Raw genomic sequence first — 21,100 nt, forward strand, 5'->3', positions numbered from 1 at the left:
CCTTAAAATAAAACGTAAAGGTGTTTTGAATTCAGGATTAAGCTTTGGGTGGACGTAAAATTTGCTGCCAATGCCCAAGTAAATGTTGAGCTTGATAAGCAGGCAATAGAATATTGACCGATGTAAGTGCTATAGGTTGAATCAGTTCAGGGACTTGCACATTCAACACACTGTTTAAGCTTTGACAATGCAACTGCGCACAGTCCTGACAATTCGTCTTTACAGTAGAAAAATCAGCCGAGCCATAACAATCTGCCGCATTTAAATCGGTATCCGTTGCGGATGTGTGCTGACTGAGATGATGGTTGGCCTTGGCATCATGCCCAGATATATGCTGCTTGGTTTCAGGATACGTTTGTAAAGCTGTGGTATGACAATCTGGTAAAGATGTCATTTCACTCGCTGCGGTTGCAGAATGTCGAATCTCAGACCCTGCTGCCTGATTTGACATCATCCAATCATGTGCAGGTTTTACCGCAGCACTAACAATACCACTCCACCCTATGACAAATGCCATCAGGACAACAAACCACATTTGTTTGTAGGGTTGAGTCAGCACTAAATAAATTCCTGAGTATGAAAGATGCAGACCTGAACTTGCACAAGAATTGAACATTTTTGCCAAGTACAATCCACAATCTACAATGCACTCAATATAATTCAAGCCCCACTTATACACAATATCTTCTGCATTGAAAAACAGAGTGAATCCGTGCGATTTAAAAGCCAACTAAAACAATCAAGTTATATATTAAGCAACTTATTTTTATAATTAACTGAGTAAATACTCAATAAATTCAGTGTATTTAAAATAAACAAAAAGGATTCGATTGAATCCTTTTTATACTTATTTTGTATAAGTCATAAACAATTGATGTACAAATGTTTATGACTTAATCGGCTTATCCATAGTGTTATCAACATAGATATCCATACGGTTATCTACAAAGTTATCCACAGCATAAGCACTTGTGATTGTAGAAATTTATACTTCGACTGCGCCAACTTTTGCCAATTCAGCACGCATTTCATCAATCACCGTTTTATAGTCTGGCTTGCCAAAAATTGCTGAGCCTGCAACAAACATATCTGCGCCCGCTTCTGCAATTTCACGAATATTGGCAGGTCCCACACCACCATCGACTTCTAAACGGATATCACGACCTGAAGCATCAATGATTTGACGTGCCTGACGTAATTTCTCTAAAGTCATTGGAATGAATTTTTGCCCACCAAAACCAGGGTTCACACTCATGAGTAAAATCTGATCAACTTTATCAAGTACATAATCTAAATAATGCAGCGGTGTAGCAGGGTTAAAGACCAAACCCGCTTTTGCCCCACCCGATTTAATCAGTTGCAATGAACGGTCAATATGCTCTGAAGCTTCAGGATGGAACGTGATAATGTCTGCGCCCGCTTCTAGAAAATCACCAATCATGCGGTCTACAGGTTTTACCATTAAGTGCACATCAATTGGTGCAGTAATACCATAGTTTTTCAATGCCTTACATACACCTGCACCGAAAGTTAAATTCGGTACATAGTGATTATCCATCACATCAAAATGCACCACATCGGCACCTGCCTGAAGTACATTTTCCACTTCTTCGCCTAGACGAGCAAAATCTGCAGATAAAATAGACGGCGCAATTAAATAAGGCTTGGACATGGGAGAACCTAGCTGAATATTGGGATTGTGGCGCATTATAGCAAAGACTGCTTGATGTGGTGGATTCTGTTACGATTGGATCATTCAGTTCGATGATTCAGTTGGATCATCCAATTTAATAATTCTATATCCGCAACGCTCTGTTGCAGCATTCCACTGTTCTTTCAGTCTAGCTTTGTTATGGTGAACACCATTACTCATTTGAACAACATGCTGGTTTCAACAGATGATAAACAGTTCTGCCCATATTCAAACAACGCAAGCAAGCCGTATTGCCAAGCGTCTACTCAACCACTGGAAACATAAATTTGATGTTGTAGACAATCCAACCCAATACCAAATTATGATGCCAACTGCCACAATTCTGCTTACGCCTCAAACAGATGAGCTTATGGTTAAAATTCAAGCCAAAGAGGCTGAAACAAATTTACGTTACCTCGAACAAGTTGTGCTTGATCATTTAAGTCGTATGGGACAAACAGAATTGAGCGCGGTTTGGCAACGGTACTAACTGTTTCATGTTAAGGCGCTAAACGCTGCGTTTGTTCAAAATCCTTAACCGCTTGAATACGTTTTTGTGTTGCAGGATGGCTTTGTAAAAAATCCAAAGGGCTTTTGGCGGTGTCTTCACCTGCATCTTCTGCCAAACGCTCCAGAAAATGGGCAAAATGAATGGTTGGAATGCCCTGAGCATGCATCGTATTTAAAGCATAATAATCTGCTTCAGATTCAAAATTACGTGAATAATTTGCCCCCACGAGCGCCACAGGCAAGGTCGAAACTAAATCTGTACCATCTCCTGTAATCGCGAGCAAAATAATACTAAACCCTAAGCTCGATAAAGCCTGTTGCAAGCTGTGTCGTTCTACCAAATGCCCTTGTTCATGTGCCAACACGCCAATGATTTCCTGATCATTCTCCGCCAATTCCACCAATTCATCGGTCAAAATAATGGTGTTATTCGGAATTGCCAGAGCATTCGCGCCTAAGCGATCACCTTGTCGAAACAGCACTTTGGCAGGTGTATCTCCTGCAATAAGCTGTCGATAATCTGTTAGAATTTTCTGCTGACGCGCTGCGGGCAGTTGGCTTGGCGCTGTCATGTCTAAGATATAACGCTCTGCTTCATCACCAATTTGCTTTAAGGTATTCGCAGGCAACTGAAAAGCAACGTATTTGGATGCACTTGGGATGCCCCATTGCACTGTGGCAAATACCATCAACAACACAAAAACCAGACTAAATACAATTAGGCTTGGCGTACGTTCCAATTTCCAAATAGAATGCTGCACCTGTTTATTTCGCAGTTGAAACCATTCAGGCAAGGCTTGGGAAAATTCAATACGTGCATCGTCTTTAAGTTCAATGACAGGTTGAATTTTACCTAGTGCGCCCACCAACATCATGTCTTGATAATGATAGTGTCGTTGTTGCTCTAAATTTTCACCATAACGGATAAGTACCGACTGAGCATCTATAGGAGAGATTTTGGCTGCCCATGGTTTAGACACCACACCATCATAAAACACCACATCCACGATCTGTGCCGCCATCTTCATCTCCTACCTTACAGCGATACATCAATATCAAAAATATCACTGATTTCTTCTGCTAGTGCGCTATGTTCAGCTTGCAGTTGATTGATCATCAAATCTGGATCATTTTTTAAATGTAGACTTAAAGACTCAACCTGATAACGATATAAACGAATAGCTGCCCATGGGGTCATTAAACCCAAACTCAGGACTTTCACAATCCAATTGGTCACCACAATCCAAGTATAGTGCCACTGCCCACAATCGGTCTGAAATTCACTACGACTGATACTGGTATTGTTCCATGTAGTGATAAAAATTCGCGCCGACATTAGTGGCCAAATTAAAAACAACCCCAACAGATAAACCGCTAGAAATAACCAAACCAACTGCGCAGGATTACGACTCAACTGTCCTGCCAAAGCCAACATTATCCCGACTGCAAGCAAAATGCCAAAAAACAAGAGAACAGGTATATACATCGCGCGCATATATGCTGGCCAATCTGCTTTCAGCTTAAATTTAAGCTGTCCTGCATATAAATGGTCCAGGCAATAACGCTTATACATCCACACCAACACAGGAAAAAATAAGCCCAATGTAAACAGATTAATCACGATACATTTTAAAAATACCCAATAGGCTTCTTTGTTACTGCCTGAAAAATAAAAACGCGCATTGCCAAATTTACTATTTCGCGCCTTGAAACGGATGGTCGCTCGAATCAACCACGGCACAGCCAAATATAAAACCACCACGCCAATAACCATGGCTTTGACTGAATAATTGGAAACCACCGAGATCGCAACATAAATTCCAATGGCAATTAAACGTCCCAATAAAATTTTATGTGGGATGCCTGTAAAATCAAAACGACGTTTTATTAATTCGGTATTGCCATAAAAATAGCGCAAACGACGTACTTTTGCCCACGGTGCATACAGCCCAAAAGTCACAATCATCAACAAAATATTGACAATCCAAATGCCAAAATACTCTGAGGCGCTACCATGAAATTGAAAATGATGAATCCGTCCAAGTAATGGATTCCGCGTGGGTGGCGTCGTAGGCTCCGCTGGAAAAAAAGGGGAAGATGGCGTTGCTTGTTGTGGTGAATCCCATTCTGAATTGTGCATGTGATGCCTTATTTATTTTATTGTGCGGTCGTTATTCTACCCAGACGCTCAAACCCACATGAGCAATCTTTCCAAACGGTAAAAAAGCAAGTGTTCACCATTCTAATAAAAAGTGAACAACTTGCCTAGAAAAGTTTAAAAATCAATGTGTAAAATTGAGTGTTTGACTTAGTCTGCTTGCAATTGTACAGCATGGAATTGCAAATGCTGATCTATAAAGCTTTGAATGAAATAATAGCCATGATCATAGCCTGCATGTTCCCGCAAACTCAATTTTTGCCCAACCGCATCGCAAGCTTGCTGAAATAATGCAGGATTGAGCTGACTGTAGAATTGGTCTTTCAACCCCTGATCAATCAAAATTTCACTGAACAATGCACCTTTGACCTGCACCAACGCAGTCGCATCGTGCTGTAGCCACAATTGTCGATCTGTACCTAAATAATTCGAAAACGCTTTTTCACCCCACGGACATTGGCTTGGCGCACAAATCGGAGCAAAAGCAGACACGGATTTAAATTTTTCAGGATATTTAAACGCGAGGGTCAATGCACCATGACCGCCCATACTGTGCCCCATGATGCCAACGTGCTGTGCCTGAATTGGGAACTGTTGCAGCACCAATTGATAAAGCTCATCGGTGACAAAAGTTTCCATTTGATAATGTGCCGCCCACGGTGCTTGTGTCGCATTGATATAGAAACCTGCCCCCTGTCCAATATCCCAATGGTCGCCTTTGGCAACAGCTTCGCCACGCGGTGAAGTATCTGGACTAATCAAAATCAGTCCCAATTGCGCTGCCATGTGCTGCGCATGTGCTTTAATCGCAAAGGTTTCTTCGTTACAGGTTAAACCTGCCAAATAAAATACCGCAGGACAAGCCTGCCCCGCCAAAGCTTGTTCTGGTAAAAAAATGCCAAACTGAGTTTCAGTCTGTAAAGCATTGGAATGAAAACGATAAATTCGTTGCTCACCCTCAAAACAGCGGTTGTTCTGAATTAACTCCATCACCCTCTCCTCTTTGGCTTATTGAACAGATTGTGCACTCAATTGAATTTCAGCCGATGTTGCAACACTTTTTTGAGGAAACAAACGCTGCTCTAATTGTGGCAACATCAATTCCATATTTTTACCAATTGCCCATTGTGGCTCTGAAGGTTCAAAACCTTGCGCTTGCTCCCATTTCGCCACAGTCACTTTGGCTTCATTAAAAGCATTAGCAAAAGAGTTTTGCTCACGCATAGCCTGATCAAAAAAGGCACGACCAAAATAAGTATAGTCAGCTTCGTTTGAACAGCCAAATGACTCACGGTCTGCCGCCGAAGCAGTAATCACTAAGGTATTATCATCTTGCAAAGCAGATACAAAGCTACCTGAATAACAGGCTGAAATGACGATCACACGCCAACGAATACCCGATTTATCCAAAGTATCGCGTAACCATTTCGGATCGACCTGATTTAAGTCAAGTGGTGCATTTTCAATTTCAAAATGATCTTTTAAACCGTGTGAGGTCATATATAAAAACAGCACATCACTTTCACGGTTCATGCGCTGTCCAATACGGCGCAGCGCTAATTCAATACTGGTTTGCGAAGCAATTGGAATTACATTGCGGGTCATTGGGTTATTAATTAACACCATCGAACGCCCAAAAGTACCAAAACGAGTATCAAACTGTTCACGAATCCGTTCAATTTCAGACATAAATACGTCTTGATAACTCGCCCCTGCAACACCTAAAAAGTACCAATGCGATTGAGCAAATTCCCCATATTGAATACTGTCTAAAGCTTTATTGAGTACACGACTTTGTGCATAAAAAGCTTCTTCGCTTAGACTTGGTGGAACTTCTTCTACTTTCCAAATGGGCTGACTTTTCACTGACATTTGCCAAACTACCAAAGTGAATAAGGTCGCCAAAACAATCAGCGCACGTTCCCACCACGGCCAATGCAATTCACGTGAAAACACCCATACCACTGCCAAACTTTGCCAAACAAATAGCACCATAAAAATGGTAGGCAAATAGTCATACAACACATACGGCAAGACATCCATCATGCCCATGTATTGAATCAAGCTTTGTAATAATGCAACGTGAGTATCTAATACCAACCACAACAAAGCAGGTACTAACAATAAACGCGGGTTATTGACACGCTGAGAAAGAATAATTCCGACAATTAAGGCAATAAAGGGCCACAAGGCATAACTGACCAAACCTTGTGGGTTAAATTCACCCACTTCTCCCGCGACCAACCAACTGAATAAGGTATTGGCAAGACCACCTAAAATCCCCCAAAAAATCAGTTGTAAGATAGAAGGACGAATAATTTGCAAAGAGCGTCGCGAACCCAAAAATAACCAAACGCCTGCGGCTTGGTTGCTTTTAAAATCGTGCCAAAAATTAATGGAGGGTTTGAAGTCAATCATAGGATTCTGTTAATCGCAGCTCGCGTTTCCACACTCCAAGTTTATGCTTGTCGTCGTAATTATCAATTGTCAATTTTAACTATATAACAAATCTTTGCGCATTATAGAAGCATTGAACGCCTTGCCAGTGCTTTAGTGGTAGAAATCTACCCATTGTTCAAATTTGCTTGGAAATAGGCATCAAATCGGCAAGCATCACCCTGCCATTGATGTGTGGTTTCCTGCCCCGCCAAAAATACAGCCAAACGTGGGCGCTTCACCACAACACGTTTGGCAATTTGCTGTGCCAAACCCAATAAATGATCACCCAAATCCATTTCACCATCTTCAGGTAACAGCAAATGTAATAACTGCATTTGTTTTTTGACTTGTGCCTGCTTTTTCTGCGCCTGTTGATGTTGATCTCGCTGCGGAAACATCGGGTCTAAATACACCACATCAACCACTTTGCCCTGCGCTGCGCAGTTGCGTAAATAATCTGCTGAATCTGTAAAAACCAACTGGATACGGGCAACAACACTTGCTAAAAAAGGATCATCTGCGGCTTGGCGTTTAGCATCCTCCAACAAAGTAAAAAGAATAGGATGACGCTCCAACAACGTGACCTGAGCACCCAAGTGTGCCATGAGTAAGCTGTCGTGTCCTAATCCTGCCGTAGCATCAATTAGGCTTGGTTTTTCCGACAAATTACAGGCACGAGCAATCATTTCCGATTTTAAAGAGGCACGTTTCAATCGCCCAACTTCAGCTTTCCAATCGGGTTGCATTTTCATGCCATTGGCACACAACCACAACCCTTCAGCATCTACACACAATGCCAATTCAGGGTTCAAACGCAAAAAACGCGCATTGAGTTTTTCTACTGTTTCAATGCACGTTTGCACGCCTCTAGACAAAAGCACAGCAGAATAATGCTGTGCTTGAGTGAGCCACTCGGCTTCGGTGTATAAGCGAAGTTCGCTTACCATAGTTTCCAGCCTGTGAATGCGAACAATAAAATGATTAAACCTGAAGCAATACGATACCAAGCAAAAATCATAAAATCACGTTTCGCCACATAAGCCACCAATGCACGGATCAGCAAAAGTGCGGAAACAAAAGAGACGATGATCCCGAAGCTGAGTACGGTCCAATCTTCAGTAGTTTGGAATACATCATAGCTTTGATATAAGTCGAGCAAGCCTGCGCCAATAATGACAGGAATTCCCAAAAAGAAGGAAAACTCAGTTGCTGCTTTTCGCGATACACCCAAGAACATCGCGCCAATAATAGTTGCACCTGAACGCGAAGTCCCCGGAATCAGCGACAATACCTGAATTAGACCAATCCAAATCGCATCTCGATAAGTTAGTTCTTCAACCTCATGGGCACGTACTTGTGGTGGATGTTTTTCAATCCACATAATAATAAAACCGCCAATAATCAAACCAATCGCCACGGCAACATCATTAAAGAGTAATTCTTTTACAGTCTGCCCAAAGGTCAATCCAATCAGAATAATTGGAATAGATGCCATAATCAGACCAAAGCCCAAGCGTCGACCTTTTTCTTCGCCAGTAAACATGCCTGTGGCTGCGCCCCATAGACGTGTCCAGTACTCATATATGACCGCTGCAATTGCTCCCATTTGAATGGCAATCACAAATACATCGCTTTTTTCTTTGGTCCAAAAGTCCATTAGCTCTGCAGCGAGAATCAAATGTCCTGTGCTAGAAATGGGTAGAAATTCGGTAATCCCTTCTACAATACCCATAATTGCCGCTTTGAGCAGCAGTAAAAGATCCATAAATAACCCTAATTATGCCTTGCCTTGTTCTGGAATTTTTTTCCAAGCATTGTCACGTAAATAGACAGGCAATGCTTGTTCTGCGCTGACCCATTGCTGTTGCTGTGCACAGACGCGTGCAATAGTAGCAATATCTTGTGCGGTTGCACTTAAGCCTTTGTATTGTATTTGTTCTTGATCAATGAGACCTGCACCAGAACCGACCAATTGAAAGCGTACCGTCTGTGCAGCATCGCTATAATTCAATAATTGTTCCTGATCAACCGCCTGCATGATTCCTTGTGCATCTAGCTCAAAACTGGCGATATACACTTCATTCATGCGTGCATCCAACACAGCCGTAACCGCAGTTAATCCTTCAAGACGATAAGCCGCCTGCGCCAATGCCTGCAAAGTCGATACAGGAATTACAGGCACATCATGCGCCCACGCCAAAGCTTGCGTGACTGCCGCATTAATTCGCACACCGCTAAAAGAACCTGGGCCACGGCTAAAGGCAATTGCAGTCAGATCAGCCGTACTAATTTGAGTTTCAGCAAAGCCTTGCTCAATCATCGGTAAGATGGTTTGCGTTTGTGCTTTTGCTCGCGCATCTAATTGAAAAAAGAGTTCCTGTGTTTCATCTACAATCGAAACGGAACACTGCTCATTGGCAGTTTCCAATGCCAGCAATTTCATGCACAACCTTCAAGGAGTAAATATCAAAAATTGGCGTTATGATACTCCACTCCTGAAATTCACGCGAGGATTTACATGCCTTTGATTGCAATTCCTGAGTATAAAATTCTATGTAATTACAGCTAAAAAATGCGTTTGACTAAACGATGCAAATTCTATTTTAGAGTGTTGCAGGCTCTAGGTTTACAAAATGCTGAAAATGTTCAGCATAGTGCAGCGCACTCATTTTTAAACGTGCTTCTGCAGACTCATCCAAAGTCTTAACCACTTTACCGGGAGAACCCATCACCACAGAATTATCGGGAATCACTTTCCCTTCAGGAATTAAAGCATTCGCGCCAATAATACAGTTTTTACCAATCACCGCATGATTCAGTACCACTGCATTAATGCCAATCAGACTGTTATCGCCCACGGTACAACCATGTAACATCGCCTGATGTCCAATAGTCACATAATCACCAATCTGCATTTCAATGCCTGCATCGGTGTGCAATACAGCATTTTCCTGAACATTGCTAAAATTACCCAATTTGATTTTACTGTTATCGGCACGTATCACAGCCCCAAACCAAATACTGACTTTCTGCCCCAACTCAACCTGACCAATGACCGTGGCATTATCCGCCACCCAACCATCCCACGGTTGCTGCATGGCTTTAGGCGCATATCCTTTAAATTTATACAACATGGTTCCTTCCTATCTTCACATCAAAATTTTTCTATTTCTTAAATGTTGGTGAATTTAACAAAAACGGCCATTCTTTACGATAATCCAAACCATATTCAAATAAAGACACCAACATCCGCGCTGTTAAACCCCAAACCACTTCATCTTCAACCTGCATGCTCGGAAAATATAATTTTTGTTGTGCAAAGCTCACTTCATACGGCGTTGGTGGCGCTTCCATCAAATGCTGTAAAGAAGCAAAAAAGATCCGATCAATTTCTGAAGGTTGTGCAATTAGTTCTACTTTTGGGGGAATCAGCCCCACCACAGGTTTGACTAACATTCCATTACGGGCTTTTTGCATTGGCAAGTCACCAATCAACTGCACTTCAAATGGATTTAATGCGGTTTCTTCCTGCGCTTCACGCAATGCCACCACAATATTACTGGTATCTTGCGGATCGCGTTTGCCACCAGGGAAAGACACCTCACCCGCGTGATTATTGAGTAAGGTAGAACGGCGGGTTAGCAATACCTTTGGATCAGACTCGTCGGTAATGGCAATCAATACCGCTGCATGCGCTTCCATGAACGTTTTAGAAAAGCGCAAACGTTGCTGTAATAGATGCGTGAGCGAATGATCAATCATGCCTTATAATTCTCCTTGTCTAAGTTTTCATCATAGCTGAAATAGGTGGGCAATAGATAGAGAGGATGCCAAAGTTGAAATTTTCAGTTATTCTGAGAACTCCCTTCAACAATGACGATCACTATGAACTTTTGTGGAAATTGTGGACAAAAAACAACAATGAAAATTCCGCTTGGCGATCAGCAATTACGTCAAGTGTGTAGCGCATGTGGCAATATTCACTATGTCAATCCAAAAGTCATTTGTGGTGCATTGGTCGTTTGGGAAAATAAAGTATTGTTGTGTCGTCGTGCAATTGAACCACGCTATGGTTTGTGGACTTTACCCGCAGGCTATATGGAAATGTTTGAAACCATGGAGCAAGGTTCTGCCCGTGAAACCCGCGAAGAAGCCGAAGCGGAAATTGAAATCGAACAACTTTATTGCATGTATAACATTCCACGGATTGGGCAAATTTATGTGCTGTTCAAAGCTCAATTGTTGAATGGTCAATTTGGTGCAGGTGAAGAAACCATCGAATCACGCTTGTTTAGTGAAGATGAAATTCCGTGGTCTGAATTGGCTTTCCCAAGTGTAGAACGTACTTTACAACACTACTTTGCAGATCGAAAAAACAATCATTTTACGACCCACTTAGAAACCTTAGGTTCACGTACAGATCATACGGGTTAAAAACCCCACATGATGTTCATTTGAATCAAGCTAAAATTCGAATAATAAATAGCCCACTCTAAAGTGGGCTATTTTCATCACTATGTCACCTAAAATTAATGCTAAATACGCACTTTATTTGGGTTATAACACTCAGCAACATCTAGACTTACAGCTCCACCTTGGGCTTTCACCAAAGCTTTATCTGCATCAGTTGCTAAAGCAGGGTTTTGAGCCACGTAAGTTGCAAGTTGCGCATGATAAATATTGCTCCACTTCACTGTTGAGCCATTGAAATCAGACAATGTAATACGTGTAGAGTTGGCTGCAACTAAATTGCCAATATTGGCACGTGCACCGCCCACCACTTGACCATTTCCACCTTCAACCGCTTCAATTTTGGTATTCAAACCAATGACTGCGCCATCAAGTTTATGAAATTTTGGATTGGCTAAAATCATACGTAAAGTGACTGCTTTATTGTCGATATCGGTTGCACCTAACACACCTATACGGTATTGCTGCACACCATTTGTATCAACATATTCAGCACCAGACTGACGAATTGCTGCACACTGACCAGACATATCGGTTTCTGTGGCATTTGGTGCTATATCTGTACGAATATTGCCATCCTCATCTAAAACAACACCTAATTTGATGCTATCTGTAGTCGTTCCGCCATCAAAATTAAAGGTCAAGGTTGCATAAATTGGGAAAATATAGCGACTGCCTAAAGGTACATTTTTCTGGGTTTTAAAAACGCGATTATCCAAAAAGTTCACAGAAAAGAATTTATAGGCATCAAAAGAACCTTTGAACTGATCGGTACCTATGGTTTGTTGCCATTGACCATAATCTGCAGGATTCGCTGTTGTAGATTTGGTCAATAATTTATAAAAACCTTCCGTGCCTGCAATTAAATAATCATTAAACACCTTACCTTGGGTAATTTTAAAATCATCAGCCGCATTGTCATTCACACTAAAACGGAATGGCCCCTGAATACGTTTATTCAATGGGTTGACCCATGTGGTTTGTGCTGCTGCAACCATACGCTCAGGACGCACTTTACGAATCAATTCACCACTCACCGTTAAAATTGGGTTGGTGGTGTTTGCAGACACCGCACCTTTCCACTGCATACCATAACCGAAGGTATACCCTGAACGGTCTGTAATCAGTTGATACTGCCCAATGAGGTGTTTCAAATCTGCGACCGTAGATTTACAATCTGCCAAATTACAGCCATATAAACCCTGTGGTAATTGTGAATCTTCTTTGGCTAAAATTGGATAGTTAGCTTGATAAGATGCCGAGTTATTCATGTAAACCAAGGTGTTTAATGCTTGATAAGCATCATCTTGAGATACCTGTGACACATCTACCCACGGGCGTATAATACTGGCATAAGCCCCTGAACGATAGTCACCAAGCTCAACGGACTCAGCAACATTTGCCAATTGTTCTTTTTTGAGTGTCGTAATCGTTAAAGGCTGAATATCGCCTGCGACAAAATTTTTATTTTCAAGAGATAAAGCCTGTAAAACACGTACAATTGCAGTCGCGACCTGTATCGTTTCGTCACTACTACTTAAACTCGTTGCTTGGCGTCCTGTTAATCCACGTGCCATATCTAACACACTTAAACGTGGATAACCCGCGCCTGCAGTACTGACCATTCCAATATCAGACAATGATACTGTGCCTAAATCAATATATTGATTGGTCTTTTCCTGAATAAAGAAGTGGACTTTATCTCCTTCACTACATTTACCTGTTGCCGCATTACTTTTCGGCTCAATCATGGTGATGTAGGTTTTACTGGTATCACTGCTACAGGTAAAATTCAAACCATCCACAGGATAATCCAATGCAAATTCCACGCAGTTTTTTTTTGTACTGGCACAACTCCCGTTGATATACGCCACAGCATTAGGCTCTGGATTAATATTGGCACTTTCTCCACCACAGCCACTCAATGCCGCCATCAATGCTGTCGTTGCAAAAGGTAAAATATGTCTTGTTTTCATCCTGAATTCTCTTATTGTTGTTAGCGTATCGCAATGAGTTTTAATTGCCCTTGGTTACTGAGCGCGCGATGTTCCATATCCACTGCAGAAGCCAATGGCGTTAATAATACATAGTGGCTATTTTTTGGAAGTTGCAGCATGCCCTCTATCACCTCGTGTTGTAAGACATTGCCTGCAGTATCCTGATTTCTAAAACCACCAGCACCTTCAATCACACAGCCTTTTTGATCCAGAAAAACCACAAAAGGCCAATAAAAGGTAGGTTGATTTTGCTTCGTAGCATAAGAGTTGATTTGAATATTTTGAATATTGCCTTCTAACTTCACCAATTCATAATCAAATTTTTCGGTTAAGGGAGCTCTAGGCCACAAATTTAAATCTTGTTGTGCTTTTAAGGTTTTAGCTTTATTTTTTTTGCTTTCAGCAAAACATTGCTGCCCCAAACCCTCAATTGCTTCAGCTTGATTAACACGATAATAGTCTGCAGCCAAAACAATAGCGTGAGGCTCAGCAACCGATTGCTTTTTAAATAATTTATTGAGAACGGAACGGCTTACACCACGTTCACGTTCGACCACTTGCATACGAGCACCACCGCCATTTTTTGTGTCAATTATGCCTTCTGGCATACTATAAAAGCGTTTTTTTCCTTCTAAATTAAACTCCTGATCTTCCAAATACTCACTTTTAACATACTGTTCTCCCGCCATCTCCATAAAACCCGTTTGTTGGGCAGATGCATGCGATGCTTGATCTGGTGTTTTTTTAGAAACAGACACTGTGGATGGATCAATCGCAAATTGCTGAGGAAGCTGTTGTAAACCCTCTAGCACAGATGGTTTGACCGCGACTTTGTTGATCGCTGCTTCTTTTGCCAATCCTGTTTGATGAACAGATTCCGCACTGGAAATATCTTGCTGCACTGCATTTGGCTCAGTGTGTGATGCACGCAATGATGAGTTCTCTTTGCTTTGACTAGCCTGATTTTGTGACATAGCGGATTGTTCTGAGATATTCGGCTTAGACAAATTCAGTTGCTTGCTCGCCTGAACAGAAATATTTTTAGATACCTGAACGGATGTTTGAGCAGTTATCTGCTGTACTTGATGCACCTTGTCTTGCTTAAACTGGTCTTGTTGTTGGTTTTCTTGTAGTTGCTTTTGTTGGACTTGCTTTTGCTGTTGTGCGGTTTCCAACGCCTGTATCGTTTGCTTTTTTTCTGCAGCATTACGCTGCACCACAATTGGACGACCATCTGGTCCAATAATGGTGTAAAACTGATTCGCGTAACACACCGATCCCATACTGAAAATCAGTGTGAGTATCGACTTTGAAAATAAAGTCCGTTTTATTTTCCGTACTGAACTTACCATCGTGTTCTATAACTCAATCCAAGAATTGTAATTTTTGTATCCGTTTTCACATTCAAACCCGCATAAGGGTTTAACAGCAGGTTATTCACACCTTCCTTATTGGCTAAGCTACTGGTATTGGCTGGAATTTTATCCTTACTTTGTAAAAAGCCGATGGATAAATCAAGGTCTGTATCTGCATCAAAACGATATCCCACACCCAGACCGAATAAACGTGCATTATTAATTGGTACCATAGTGTTACGTTTATTGTCAGGAATCGCACTACCACGTGGTTCATAACCCGCACGCAGTTTTAAACGGTCTGTGGCTGAATATTCGATGCCAACACCCCAGTTCCACGGTGACTTAAACTCTAATGGCAAAGCTAAACTGTCATCAGACACATGCTCCGAAAGCAATTTTGCAATTTTTAATGCCGAGATTTGACGGTCAAACTCGAATTTGAATTTATCCCATGCTTTATAGTCAGTCCAGCCCACATCAAAATTGACTTGTAAATCAGGCATGACTTTATATTTTATCCCCGCTTGAAAGTGCGCAGGATATTCAAAATCCATAGAAACCAAACCAGACTCACTGGCTGGAATATAACTTGGGAAACCTAAAATTGCCGCTAAAATCTGACCTGTTGGTGAAGACATCAAACCATTAATTAACTCACGCGGTGCTTTCGAGTTATCAATATGATATTTGCCCTTTAAGCGCATTTTAGCTGCACTCTGATACACCATACCAAAGCTAAAATCTTCTGTCGGTTCCCACAAAATACCCAAGTTATAACTCGGGCTTAAACTTTGCTCAACCGCCAATTGCATTTGCCCAAAACGCGAAAATGGATTCATACCTTCTTCGGCATTACAAATCCCGAGCAACAAAATATCGGTAATGATGTCTGAATTTTCTTTAAATGGGGTACAGACGACCTCATCCACCATACGCAACATCCCGATTAGTTCATTCGGGAAGCGCAAATCGGTATTCATGGCGATAGCTTGGTAAGACATCCCAATTGACGCACCGACTGACAATTCATCATTGACTTGATAGGCAATAGATGGAGAAAGATAGGTGATACGTTCTAAGGCAACCTGTTGTCCCATAAAGTTACCAGGGTTACCATTTTCGGCACCAAAGCCTGCAATCAGCGGTGCATATAATGCGGTGGCAAAGGTTACTTTGGAACCAGGTGGATTATAGGCAATACCGTTGGTTGGCGCTGCCAGTGGCATACCCTTACCTAAATCGACAAATTTTTTCAGAATCGGGACATACAACGTTGGATATTCGACATCGGCTTGTACTGTACCTTTAAAATCGGTACAAAAATCGGCCAAAATTTCTGGCCCATCGTTACACACCACAGGGTCATCAGAATAACCAAATACGTCATAACCTGCTGGAACAGAAAGCTCACGCTGTACATCAAAATGTGCCAATACCCCTTGCACATCTGTTTGCAAACCTTCAATTTTGGTCAGTGCAGCAGGGTTAAAGTGAATCGCACTAATACCAGGAGGATCTGCAGTGACCGCATTCCCCATAGTCAAAGAACGAATATCGACAGATAAGTTTTGTCCAAGCTGCGCAAAAGCAGCCCCTGAACAGCCCGACAGTATAATTGCAGTCACTAACGGGCGAAGTCGTATCATTTTCATGCGACTAGCCTCTTAGCGAATTTTTTTACCGAAACCGAGAATATCCAGTGGGAATGACAAACCAAGTGATACGTCTGGCGCGTCTTCGGTCAGACCGATTCCTACCGTACCATTCACAATGGTTTCAGGCGAAACGCGCACGCCTAATGAAATAGCTAAAGTCGCACTGGTTTGGTCTGCAGGCGAATAGCTTTCACCTCCTTCATAAAAAAACTCAGAACCAGTATTGAAGCTCTGCTGATAAGACATGGTCATCGACACATCGTAGTTAAACGAATATGCAAAACCAAAAGCAAAACCACCACTAATCCCTGGCTCAAATTCTTCAATAATACGGCTACCGCGAATTTGATTGAGACCGCTTTCTTTAAAACCATAGTTGGCTGAAGCAGAAGCAAACAATACAACTGGGTCAATATACTTACGCGTACTTGCACCGATGCCTGCAGAGTAGTAACCCTTACCTGTTGATAAATCTTTAACAGGATTAATCTCGTAAGGACTATCCCCCGTTTTGGTCGATAAATTTGCGAATAAAATTAAAGGTAAACGCCCCGCTTTTAATGGGAATGGCTCCCAACGCGCACCTAAAGAAATATCCCCCAAGCCTGCTGCCGTGGCATCTTTTAACAAGTCTGACTTTGCAACCAATGGTACAGAAGCAGATAAAGTTAAATTGTCACGCAAACCATATTGTGCGGTGAAGGTGTTAGTTAATGCGTGGGACGCATTTTCTTGCACACGAAGCTGATACAACTGACCTTGAGCCATTTCAAGGTCGAGCTGCGTATCACGATGATAGGTATAATCAATATCATAATAAGATGAAATATCACCTTGTTTCATGAGCGAGTATTGACGCTCATTCGAGGTAAATACTTCTTCTAAATTCGCCTCTTTGGTTGCATCGCCCTCTTGCTGTTGCAAAGCAGATGATGCTGCTTGTACGCCATTTGTAGCGACAACCGCACTATTTGTTTCAGCACTTGTATCTGCAGTTGATGCTGCTGTATTTGATACTTCTGCCTGTTCAGCTGTAGTTTCATATTCCCCTAATTGCGTCTCCTCTGCGGCATAAGCCACCCCAAATGCCATTTGAATACTGAGAGCCAATAAGGTTTTATTCATCCATTTACGATCCATGATTTACCCCTTCCATTTTTTATTTTTGTATTTCGTGAACAACTAATTACTTGTTTTTATAGTAGAGTCTTAAAAAACGATGCTCGTACTGTCCATAATTTTCGGAATCTTTATTTACATTACGTTCCAGACGTATTGTCGATGCTTTATCGGCTATTTTTTCCATCGCAAATTGTGGATATTGAATATCAACAAAGGCATAACGATTCACTGTTGCATCTTCCACATGACGCAAGTCTTTTTCTTGTAATGCCAACATAGTTTGACGATTTTGCGGTGCGACATTAATTAGAAATAAGGTGTTATTCTCCCAAACTTCTTTAAAGCGTTCTTCATCGAAACTGATATTGCCTAATGCAGGGTCTGCCACATAGACACGTCCATTTTTATATGCCTTATACACCACAAAATGTTTAAAACCTGCATAGGAAATCGGCACAATTGCAGGCTGTCCTTGTTTAACTAAATCCGAAAACTCCCCGCGATATCCACCACTTTCCATGCCCAAAGCTGCGACAAAGCGCTTCATATCCAATAGCGAAAAACTACGACGTTCAATAATTCGGTCGTATTCTCCATAACGCAGCAAGCCACTCATGGTTTGTTGCTCGTTTAATTGTGTTCCTACATAACCATTCAGCAAGGTTGTTAAAGCTGCAGAACCACAACTATAGTCATAGGCTTGGCGCACAATTCCACGAAATTGATCTTCTAAAGCAGGTTTAATTTGCACAGGCTCTCTGTGCATACGGGTAAAGGAATTATTTCTAGAATCCAAAGTTTCTGTGTAACGCACAGTTTCAGGATGCTGTTCTTTTAAATCAAAGGCTTGTGTGGCAGCGTAATAGATCAATGCCGAGCCCAAAGCGATCTCTAACATATATTTTTACTTTTTAGTTCTCGGCAATACCTGCCTAATATTTTTATTTTAGAGTTTTCACTCTACTTCCTTGTATTTAGAAAGATACTCGTTTTATAGAAAAAAAAAAGAGCTTTCTTTATTTTTTTGCGAACTCATCAGTTTATTTGTAAAAAAAAGCGCGTGAATTCACGCGCTTTTTCAGTTTTTAAATTAGTGACCAGAAATAGTGATAATAGCACCTTTGGTGTATACACCAGCATCTGGACTAAAGTAAGTTTGTAAACCTTGAACTTCCATATCACCAATAGAAGCAGCACCCTTACTGCCTAAATGGATACCTGCTACATAGTTATCTTTAGCACCACCAGTACTCACAATACGGATATAACCATTGTTAGTACCTTCCTTACCAATCACACTAATGTTTTGTTTTAAGGTTAAGTCCGTAGAGTTTGCATCAGTAAGTTTAATGCTATCTACATAGATTTGGCCTGCTGCACGATTACCTACAGTACCATCTCCAGTACCTGCTTTAGTAGAGTTATCTAAAATACCTAGGTCTTTGATCTCTAAACCACCCACCATTGTGGTATCTAATTTAATCATTGCCCCTTGTGGCGCTGCGCCTAATTGGATGTTGGCATCCATTTTACCTGTTTTTAAAGTTAAACCAGATAAAATTGCATTATAGTTTTTCTCATCATTACCACGGCGGATAGAGGTTGTACTTGTATTTTCAGCATTTGATGCAGATACACCAATTTCACCAATCTTGATATCTAAGCCAGATACTTGAGCTGCAACATTAATAAATGCTCCACCTGCAGCAGTAGAACCTGCATCTGTATCAATGACCAAGTCTGCTAAATTACGCGAAGTTAATAAGTAAGCACCTTTATTATCATAGTTCGCACCAATCACAATACCATGCTTTTCGTTTGCATTTCCAGCAATACCATTGCCTTTAATTACAATCGCACCAGCTTTACCTGGAGTGGTAGCATCAACACGTAAACCATCATTATCATGGATTAAAAGTTTTTCGATTTCGATTTTAGAAATACCAATCCCGATGCTTAAACCATCTTGACCAGTAGTTGCGCTTAATGCAGTATCGTCCATTGCCTGCATTGCCATTGCATTTGTCGTTAACGCGATTGATGATACCAAAGCAAGTTTAGTAAATTTTTTCATCTTGTTACTCTCCCGAGAGTATTATTTTTTTGGTTTACCACTCAGTGCCAGTGATTGTGTTTTTATTTGATGAGGACAACACTGACACACATTCCTTGAGTAGCCGGTTTGCACATACAAAGGTATATCTGAGTTATTTTTTGTTCAACTGCTGTTGGTCGCAATCCACATCTTACCGACAAACGGTTATTTGCTTTTTATCTGCTGCAATCATGTAAAATAGCCTTTTAAAATCTTTCAGCTGTTTACGCTTTATGTCCTATCCTACTCATTTTAAAAAATTATTCTGTGAACCTGAATATGAGGCTGCAAGAATTTTGCAAGCTTTGGCAGCACTTTCACATTGTATTTATTTGCAAAATAATGGAAAGGCACGTATTGCATTTTTGGCTGAACGCTATTGTGTGCAGCAAAACCATCAACATTTTTACTTTCAAAAAACGGCATTGGATCAATATGAATTAAGTCCAACTCAATTAGATTTAACAGCTCATCTCGGTGCTTTAGAAGATGCTGACACCGCCCCATTTTGCAGTGTAATGGGGTTTGTTTCGTATGATGCAGCAGCACAGCAACACATCAATATGCAGTCTCGTCCCCAGCCAAGTATTTTTTTAGGTCAATTTAAAAGCTATTTACAGCAAGAAACTGATGGCTGGTATTTTTATAGTTCAGACGATGCTGCTACTCAAATCTTTGATTTTATTTTAAATTTATATACTCAATCAACCATAATTGAACAGTTCCAATTAAGCCAAAAGTGTCAAGCCCGCTGGAATTTCACAGATTACCAACGCGCCTTTCAACATGTTCAAGACTATATAGTGGCAGGAGATTGTTATCAAATTAATCTTACGCAAGAGTTTAGCGCTGAGGCTCAAGGTCAACTTTTAGAGACTGCAGCTCAGTTTTGGCAACTGACCAATGCACCTTATGCAGGTTATTTACGTATTGGTGATTTTGAAATTTTAAGTTGTTCGCCCGAACTCTTTATCGATTTTGAGGAAAATCGAAAAATTACCACAAAACCCATTAAGGGCACGATGCCACGTTATGGCGATCCTGAATTAGACCGACAATCGAAACAACAATTAAGTGAATCTAAAAAAGATCAGGCTGAAAATGTGATGATTGTGGATTTATTACGTAATGATTTAAGTGTTTATGCCGAAACTGGCAGCGTCAAAACGCCAAAGTTATTCAATATTGAGTCTTTTAACCAAGTGCATCACATGGTCAGTGAAGTGACCGCAACACTAAAAGCCGAGATGAATCCTTTTGATGTGTTGATGTCTGCCTTGCCAGGTGGGTCAATTACAGGCGCACCGAAAATTCGTGCCATGCAAATTATAGATGAACTCGAAGGTGCAGCACGTGGCGCCTATTGCGGCTCTATGGGTTATTTTGATGCCGATGGAACGGGTTCTTGGAATATCCTGATCCGTTCTATTCAGAAATATCAGCAAGATGTTTCATTATGGGCTGGTGGTGGCGTCACGATTGCATCTGTTTGTGAAGCAGAATATCAAGAATGTTTTGACAAGGTTTCAGCGATGTTGGACTTATTGAACCGCTGGTACAAACCTGCGCAATAGCATGTCGCAAAAACAAAAAAAGCGAGTGA

The 21,100-nt window shown here is 41.2% G+C and carries 20 protein-coding genes; 3 read left to right on the forward strand and 17 right to left on the reverse strand.

Features of this window, described 5'->3' with window-relative positions; translation table 11 throughout:
* Window positions 1-37 precede the first annotated feature (37 nt).
* On the reverse strand, window positions 38-559 hold the full coding sequence (locus tag FTU35_RS11330; RefSeq protein WP_373686822.1) for a hypothetical protein: 522 nt from the start codon (window positions 557-559) through the stop codon (window positions 38-40).
* Window positions 560-985: 426 nt separating this feature from the next.
* Window positions 986-1,672: a ribulose-phosphate 3-epimerase gene (gene rpe, locus FTU35_RS11335; RefSeq protein ID WP_004975246.1), complete on the reverse strand. Its 687-nt coding sequence runs from the start codon at window positions 1,670-1,672 to the stop codon at window positions 986-988.
* 229 nt (window positions 1,673-1,901) lie between these two features.
* On the opposite strand from rpe, the gene FTU35_RS11340 reads away from it, so the two are divergent.
* The gene (locus FTU35_RS11340) at window positions 1,902-2,183 is read left to right on the forward strand and encodes a DUF2218 domain-containing protein (RefSeq protein WP_180064752.1); all 282 of its coding nucleotides are present in this window, start codon (window positions 1,902-1,904) and stop codon (window positions 2,181-2,183) included.
* A gap of 10 nt (window positions 2,184-2,193) precedes the next feature.
* On the opposite strand, the gene FTU35_RS11345 is transcribed toward FTU35_RS11340, so the two are convergent.
* The 9 genes from FTU35_RS11345 to FTU35_RS11385 form a co-directional block, all read right to left on the reverse strand.
* A complete protein-coding gene (locus FTU35_RS11345; protein ID WP_180064743.1) occupies window positions 2,194-3,225 on the reverse strand; it encodes a M48 family metallopeptidase in 1,032 nt (343 codons plus the stop codon).
* 14 nt (window positions 3,226-3,239) lie between these two features.
* Window positions 3,240-4,343, reverse strand: coding sequence for a YjgN family protein (locus FTU35_RS11350; RefSeq protein WP_180064744.1), 1,104 nt, complete (start codon window positions 4,341-4,343; stop codon window positions 3,240-3,242).
* Between the two features lie 168 nt (window positions 4,344-4,511).
* Window positions 4,512-5,351 (reverse strand): S-formylglutathione hydrolase, encoded by an 840-nt coding sequence (gene fghA, locus FTU35_RS11355; RefSeq protein ID WP_180064745.1) that lies wholly within the window; start codon window positions 5,349-5,351, stop codon window positions 4,512-4,514.
* A gap of 18 nt (window positions 5,352-5,369) precedes the next feature.
* On the reverse strand, window positions 5,370-6,779 hold the full coding sequence (locus FTU35_RS11360) for a C13 family peptidase (RefSeq protein WP_070154323.1): 1,410 nt from the start codon (window positions 6,777-6,779) through the stop codon (window positions 5,370-5,372).
* Window positions 6,780-6,925: 146 nt separating this feature from the next.
* Complete coding sequence (locus tag FTU35_RS11365) at window positions 6,926-7,747, reverse strand: class I SAM-dependent methyltransferase (RefSeq protein WP_179989105.1); 822 nt, start codon at window positions 7,745-7,747, stop codon at window positions 6,926-6,928.
* Complete coding sequence (locus FTU35_RS11370) at window positions 7,741-8,565, reverse strand: undecaprenyl-diphosphate phosphatase (protein WP_136143576.1); 825 nt, start codon at window positions 8,563-8,565, stop codon at window positions 7,741-7,743. The genes FTU35_RS11365 and FTU35_RS11370 overlap by 7 nt, the downstream gene beginning before the upstream one ends.
* A gap of 12 nt (window positions 8,566-8,577) precedes the next feature.
* Window positions 8,578-9,243: a tRNA (adenosine(37)-N6)-threonylcarbamoyltransferase complex dimerization subunit type 1 TsaB gene (gene tsaB / locus FTU35_RS11375; RefSeq protein ID WP_096902124.1), complete on the reverse strand. Its 666-nt coding sequence runs from the start codon at window positions 9,241-9,243 to the stop codon at window positions 8,578-8,580.
* Between the two features lie 160 nt (window positions 9,244-9,403).
* Entirely contained in the window at window positions 9,404-9,934 is a 531-nt protein-coding gene (locus tag FTU35_RS11380) for a gamma carbonic anhydrase family protein (protein WP_179989107.1), read from the reverse strand.
* A 31-nt stretch (window positions 9,935-9,965) separates the two neighbouring features.
* Window positions 9,966-10,562, reverse strand: coding sequence for a CoA pyrophosphatase (locus FTU35_RS11385; protein WP_179989108.1), 597 nt, complete (start codon window positions 10,560-10,562; stop codon window positions 9,966-9,968).
* A 123-nt stretch (window positions 10,563-10,685) separates the two neighbouring features.
* Between FTU35_RS11385 and FTU35_RS11390 the strand changes: the two genes are divergently transcribed.
* Window positions 10,686-11,234: an NUDIX hydrolase gene (locus FTU35_RS11390; protein WP_179990327.1), complete on the forward strand. Its 549-nt coding sequence runs from the start codon at window positions 10,686-10,688 to the stop codon at window positions 11,232-11,234.
* Between the two features lie 101 nt (window positions 11,235-11,335).
* Here the strand turns inward: FTU35_RS11390 and FTU35_RS11395 are convergent, their stop codons facing one another.
* The 6 genes from FTU35_RS11395 to FTU35_RS11420 all read right to left on the reverse strand — a co-directional run bounded on the left by FTU35_RS11395 (window position 11,336) and on the right by FTU35_RS11420 (window position 19,476).
* Window positions 11,336-13,246 carry a flagellar protein FilF gene (locus FTU35_RS11395; protein WP_180064746.1) on the reverse strand — a complete coding sequence of 637 codons (1,911 nt, stop codon included), beginning with the start codon at window positions 13,244-13,246 and terminating at the stop codon, window positions 11,336-11,338.
* 20 nt (window positions 13,247-13,266) lie between these two features.
* Window positions 13,267-14,619: a putative pilus assembly protein FilE gene (gene filE / locus FTU35_RS11400; RefSeq protein WP_180064747.1), complete on the reverse strand. Its 1,353-nt coding sequence runs from the start codon at window positions 14,617-14,619 to the stop codon at window positions 13,267-13,269.
* On the reverse strand, window positions 14,613-16,277 hold the full coding sequence (locus FTU35_RS11405; RefSeq protein WP_004975217.1) for an OmpP1/FadL family transporter: 1,665 nt from the start codon (window positions 16,275-16,277) through the stop codon (window positions 14,613-14,615). Before FTU35_RS11405 ends, filE begins: the two co-directional genes overlap by 7 nt.
* A gap of 12 nt (window positions 16,278-16,289) precedes the next feature.
* Window positions 16,290-17,420, reverse strand: a complete 1,131-nt coding sequence (locus FTU35_RS11410; RefSeq protein WP_154320399.1) for a hypothetical protein — start codon at window positions 17,418-17,420, stop codon at window positions 16,290-16,292.
* A 46-nt stretch (window positions 17,421-17,466) separates the two neighbouring features.
* Window positions 17,467-18,300 carry a C39 family peptidase gene (locus FTU35_RS11415; protein WP_096902113.1) on the reverse strand — a complete coding sequence of 278 codons (834 nt, stop codon included), beginning with the start codon at window positions 18,298-18,300 and terminating at the stop codon, window positions 17,467-17,469.
* 192 nt (window positions 18,301-18,492) lie between these two features.
* A complete protein-coding gene (locus FTU35_RS11420) occupies window positions 18,493-19,476 on the reverse strand; it encodes a DUF6160 family protein (protein WP_180064748.1) in 984 nt (327 codons plus the stop codon).
* A gap of 254 nt (window positions 19,477-19,730) precedes the next feature.
* Here FTU35_RS11420 and pabB point away from each other — a divergent pair, with 254 nt between their 5' ends.
* Complete coding sequence (pabB, locus tag FTU35_RS11425) at window positions 19,731-21,071, forward strand: aminodeoxychorismate synthase component I (RefSeq protein WP_004975209.1); 1,341 nt, start codon at window positions 19,731-19,733, stop codon at window positions 21,069-21,071.
* The last annotated feature ends 29 nt before the right edge of the window (window positions 21,072-21,100 follow it).

Origin of the sequence: Acinetobacter sp. YH12095, assembly GCF_013419245.1 — a bacterium.
In the GTDB taxonomy this organism is placed as follows: domain Bacteria; phylum Pseudomonadota; class Gammaproteobacteria; order Pseudomonadales; family Moraxellaceae; genus Acinetobacter; species Acinetobacter towneri.

Excerpts from the sequence above, each read along its gene's own strand:
- rpe (WP_004975246.1), bottom strand. The coding sequence starts at position 1,672 with ATGTCCAAGCCTTATTTAATTGCGCCGTCTATTTTATCTGCAGATTTT.
- FTU35_RS11345 (WP_180064743.1), bottom strand. The coding sequence starts at position 3,225 with ATGGCGGCACAGATCGTGGATGTGGTGTTTTATGATGGTGTGGTGTCT.
- FTU35_RS11350 (WP_180064744.1), bottom strand. The coding sequence starts at position 4,343 with ATGCACAATTCAGAATGGGATTCACCACAACAAGCAACGCCATCTTCC.
- fghA (WP_180064745.1), bottom strand. The coding sequence starts at position 5,351 with ATGGAGTTAATTCAGAACAACCGCTGTTTTGAGGGTGAGCAACGAATT.
- FTU35_RS11360 (WP_070154323.1), bottom strand. The coding sequence starts at position 6,779 with ATGATTGACTTCAAACCCTCCATTAATTTTTGGCACGATTTTAAAAGC.
- FTU35_RS11365 (WP_179989105.1), bottom strand. The coding sequence starts at position 7,747 with ATGGTAAGCGAACTTCGCTTATACACCGAAGCCGAGTGGCTCACTCAA.
- FTU35_RS11370 (WP_136143576.1), bottom strand. The coding sequence starts at position 8,565 with ATGGATCTTTTACTGCTGCTCAAAGCGGCAATTATGGGTATTGTAGAA.
- tsaB (WP_096902124.1), bottom strand. The coding sequence starts at position 9,243 with ATGAAATTGCTGGCATTGGAAACTGCCAATGAGCAGTGTTCCGTTTCG.
- FTU35_RS11380 (WP_179989107.1), bottom strand. The coding sequence starts at position 9,934 with ATGTTGTATAAATTTAAAGGATATGCGCCTAAAGCCATGCAGCAACCG.
- FTU35_RS11385 (WP_179989108.1), bottom strand. The coding sequence starts at position 10,562 with ATGATTGATCATTCGCTCACGCATCTATTACAGCAACGTTTGCGCTTT.
- FTU35_RS11390 (WP_179990327.1), top strand. The coding sequence starts at position 10,686 with ATGAACTTTTGTGGAAATTGTGGACAAAAAACAACAATGAAAATTCCG.
- FTU35_RS11395 (WP_180064746.1), bottom strand. The coding sequence starts at position 13,246 with ATGAAAACAAGACATATTTTACCTTTTGCAACGACAGCATTGATGGCG.
- filE (WP_180064747.1), bottom strand. The coding sequence starts at position 14,619 with ATGGTAAGTTCAGTACGGAAAATAAAACGGACTTTATTTTCAAAGTCG.
- FTU35_RS11405 (WP_004975217.1), bottom strand. The coding sequence starts at position 16,277 with ATGAAAATGATACGACTTCGCCCGTTAGTGACTGCAATTATACTGTCG.
- FTU35_RS11410 (WP_154320399.1), bottom strand. The coding sequence starts at position 17,420 with ATGGATCGTAAATGGATGAATAAAACCTTATTGGCTCTCAGTATTCAA.
- FTU35_RS11415 (WP_096902113.1), bottom strand. The coding sequence starts at position 18,300 with ATGTTAGAGATCGCTTTGGGCTCGGCATTGATCTATTACGCTGCCACA.
- FTU35_RS11420 (WP_180064748.1), bottom strand. The coding sequence starts at position 19,476 with ATGAAAAAATTTACTAAACTTGCTTTGGTATCATCAATCGCGTTAACG.
- pabB (WP_004975209.1), top strand. The coding sequence starts at position 19,731 with ATGTCCTATCCTACTCATTTTAAAAAATTATTCTGTGAACCTGAATAT.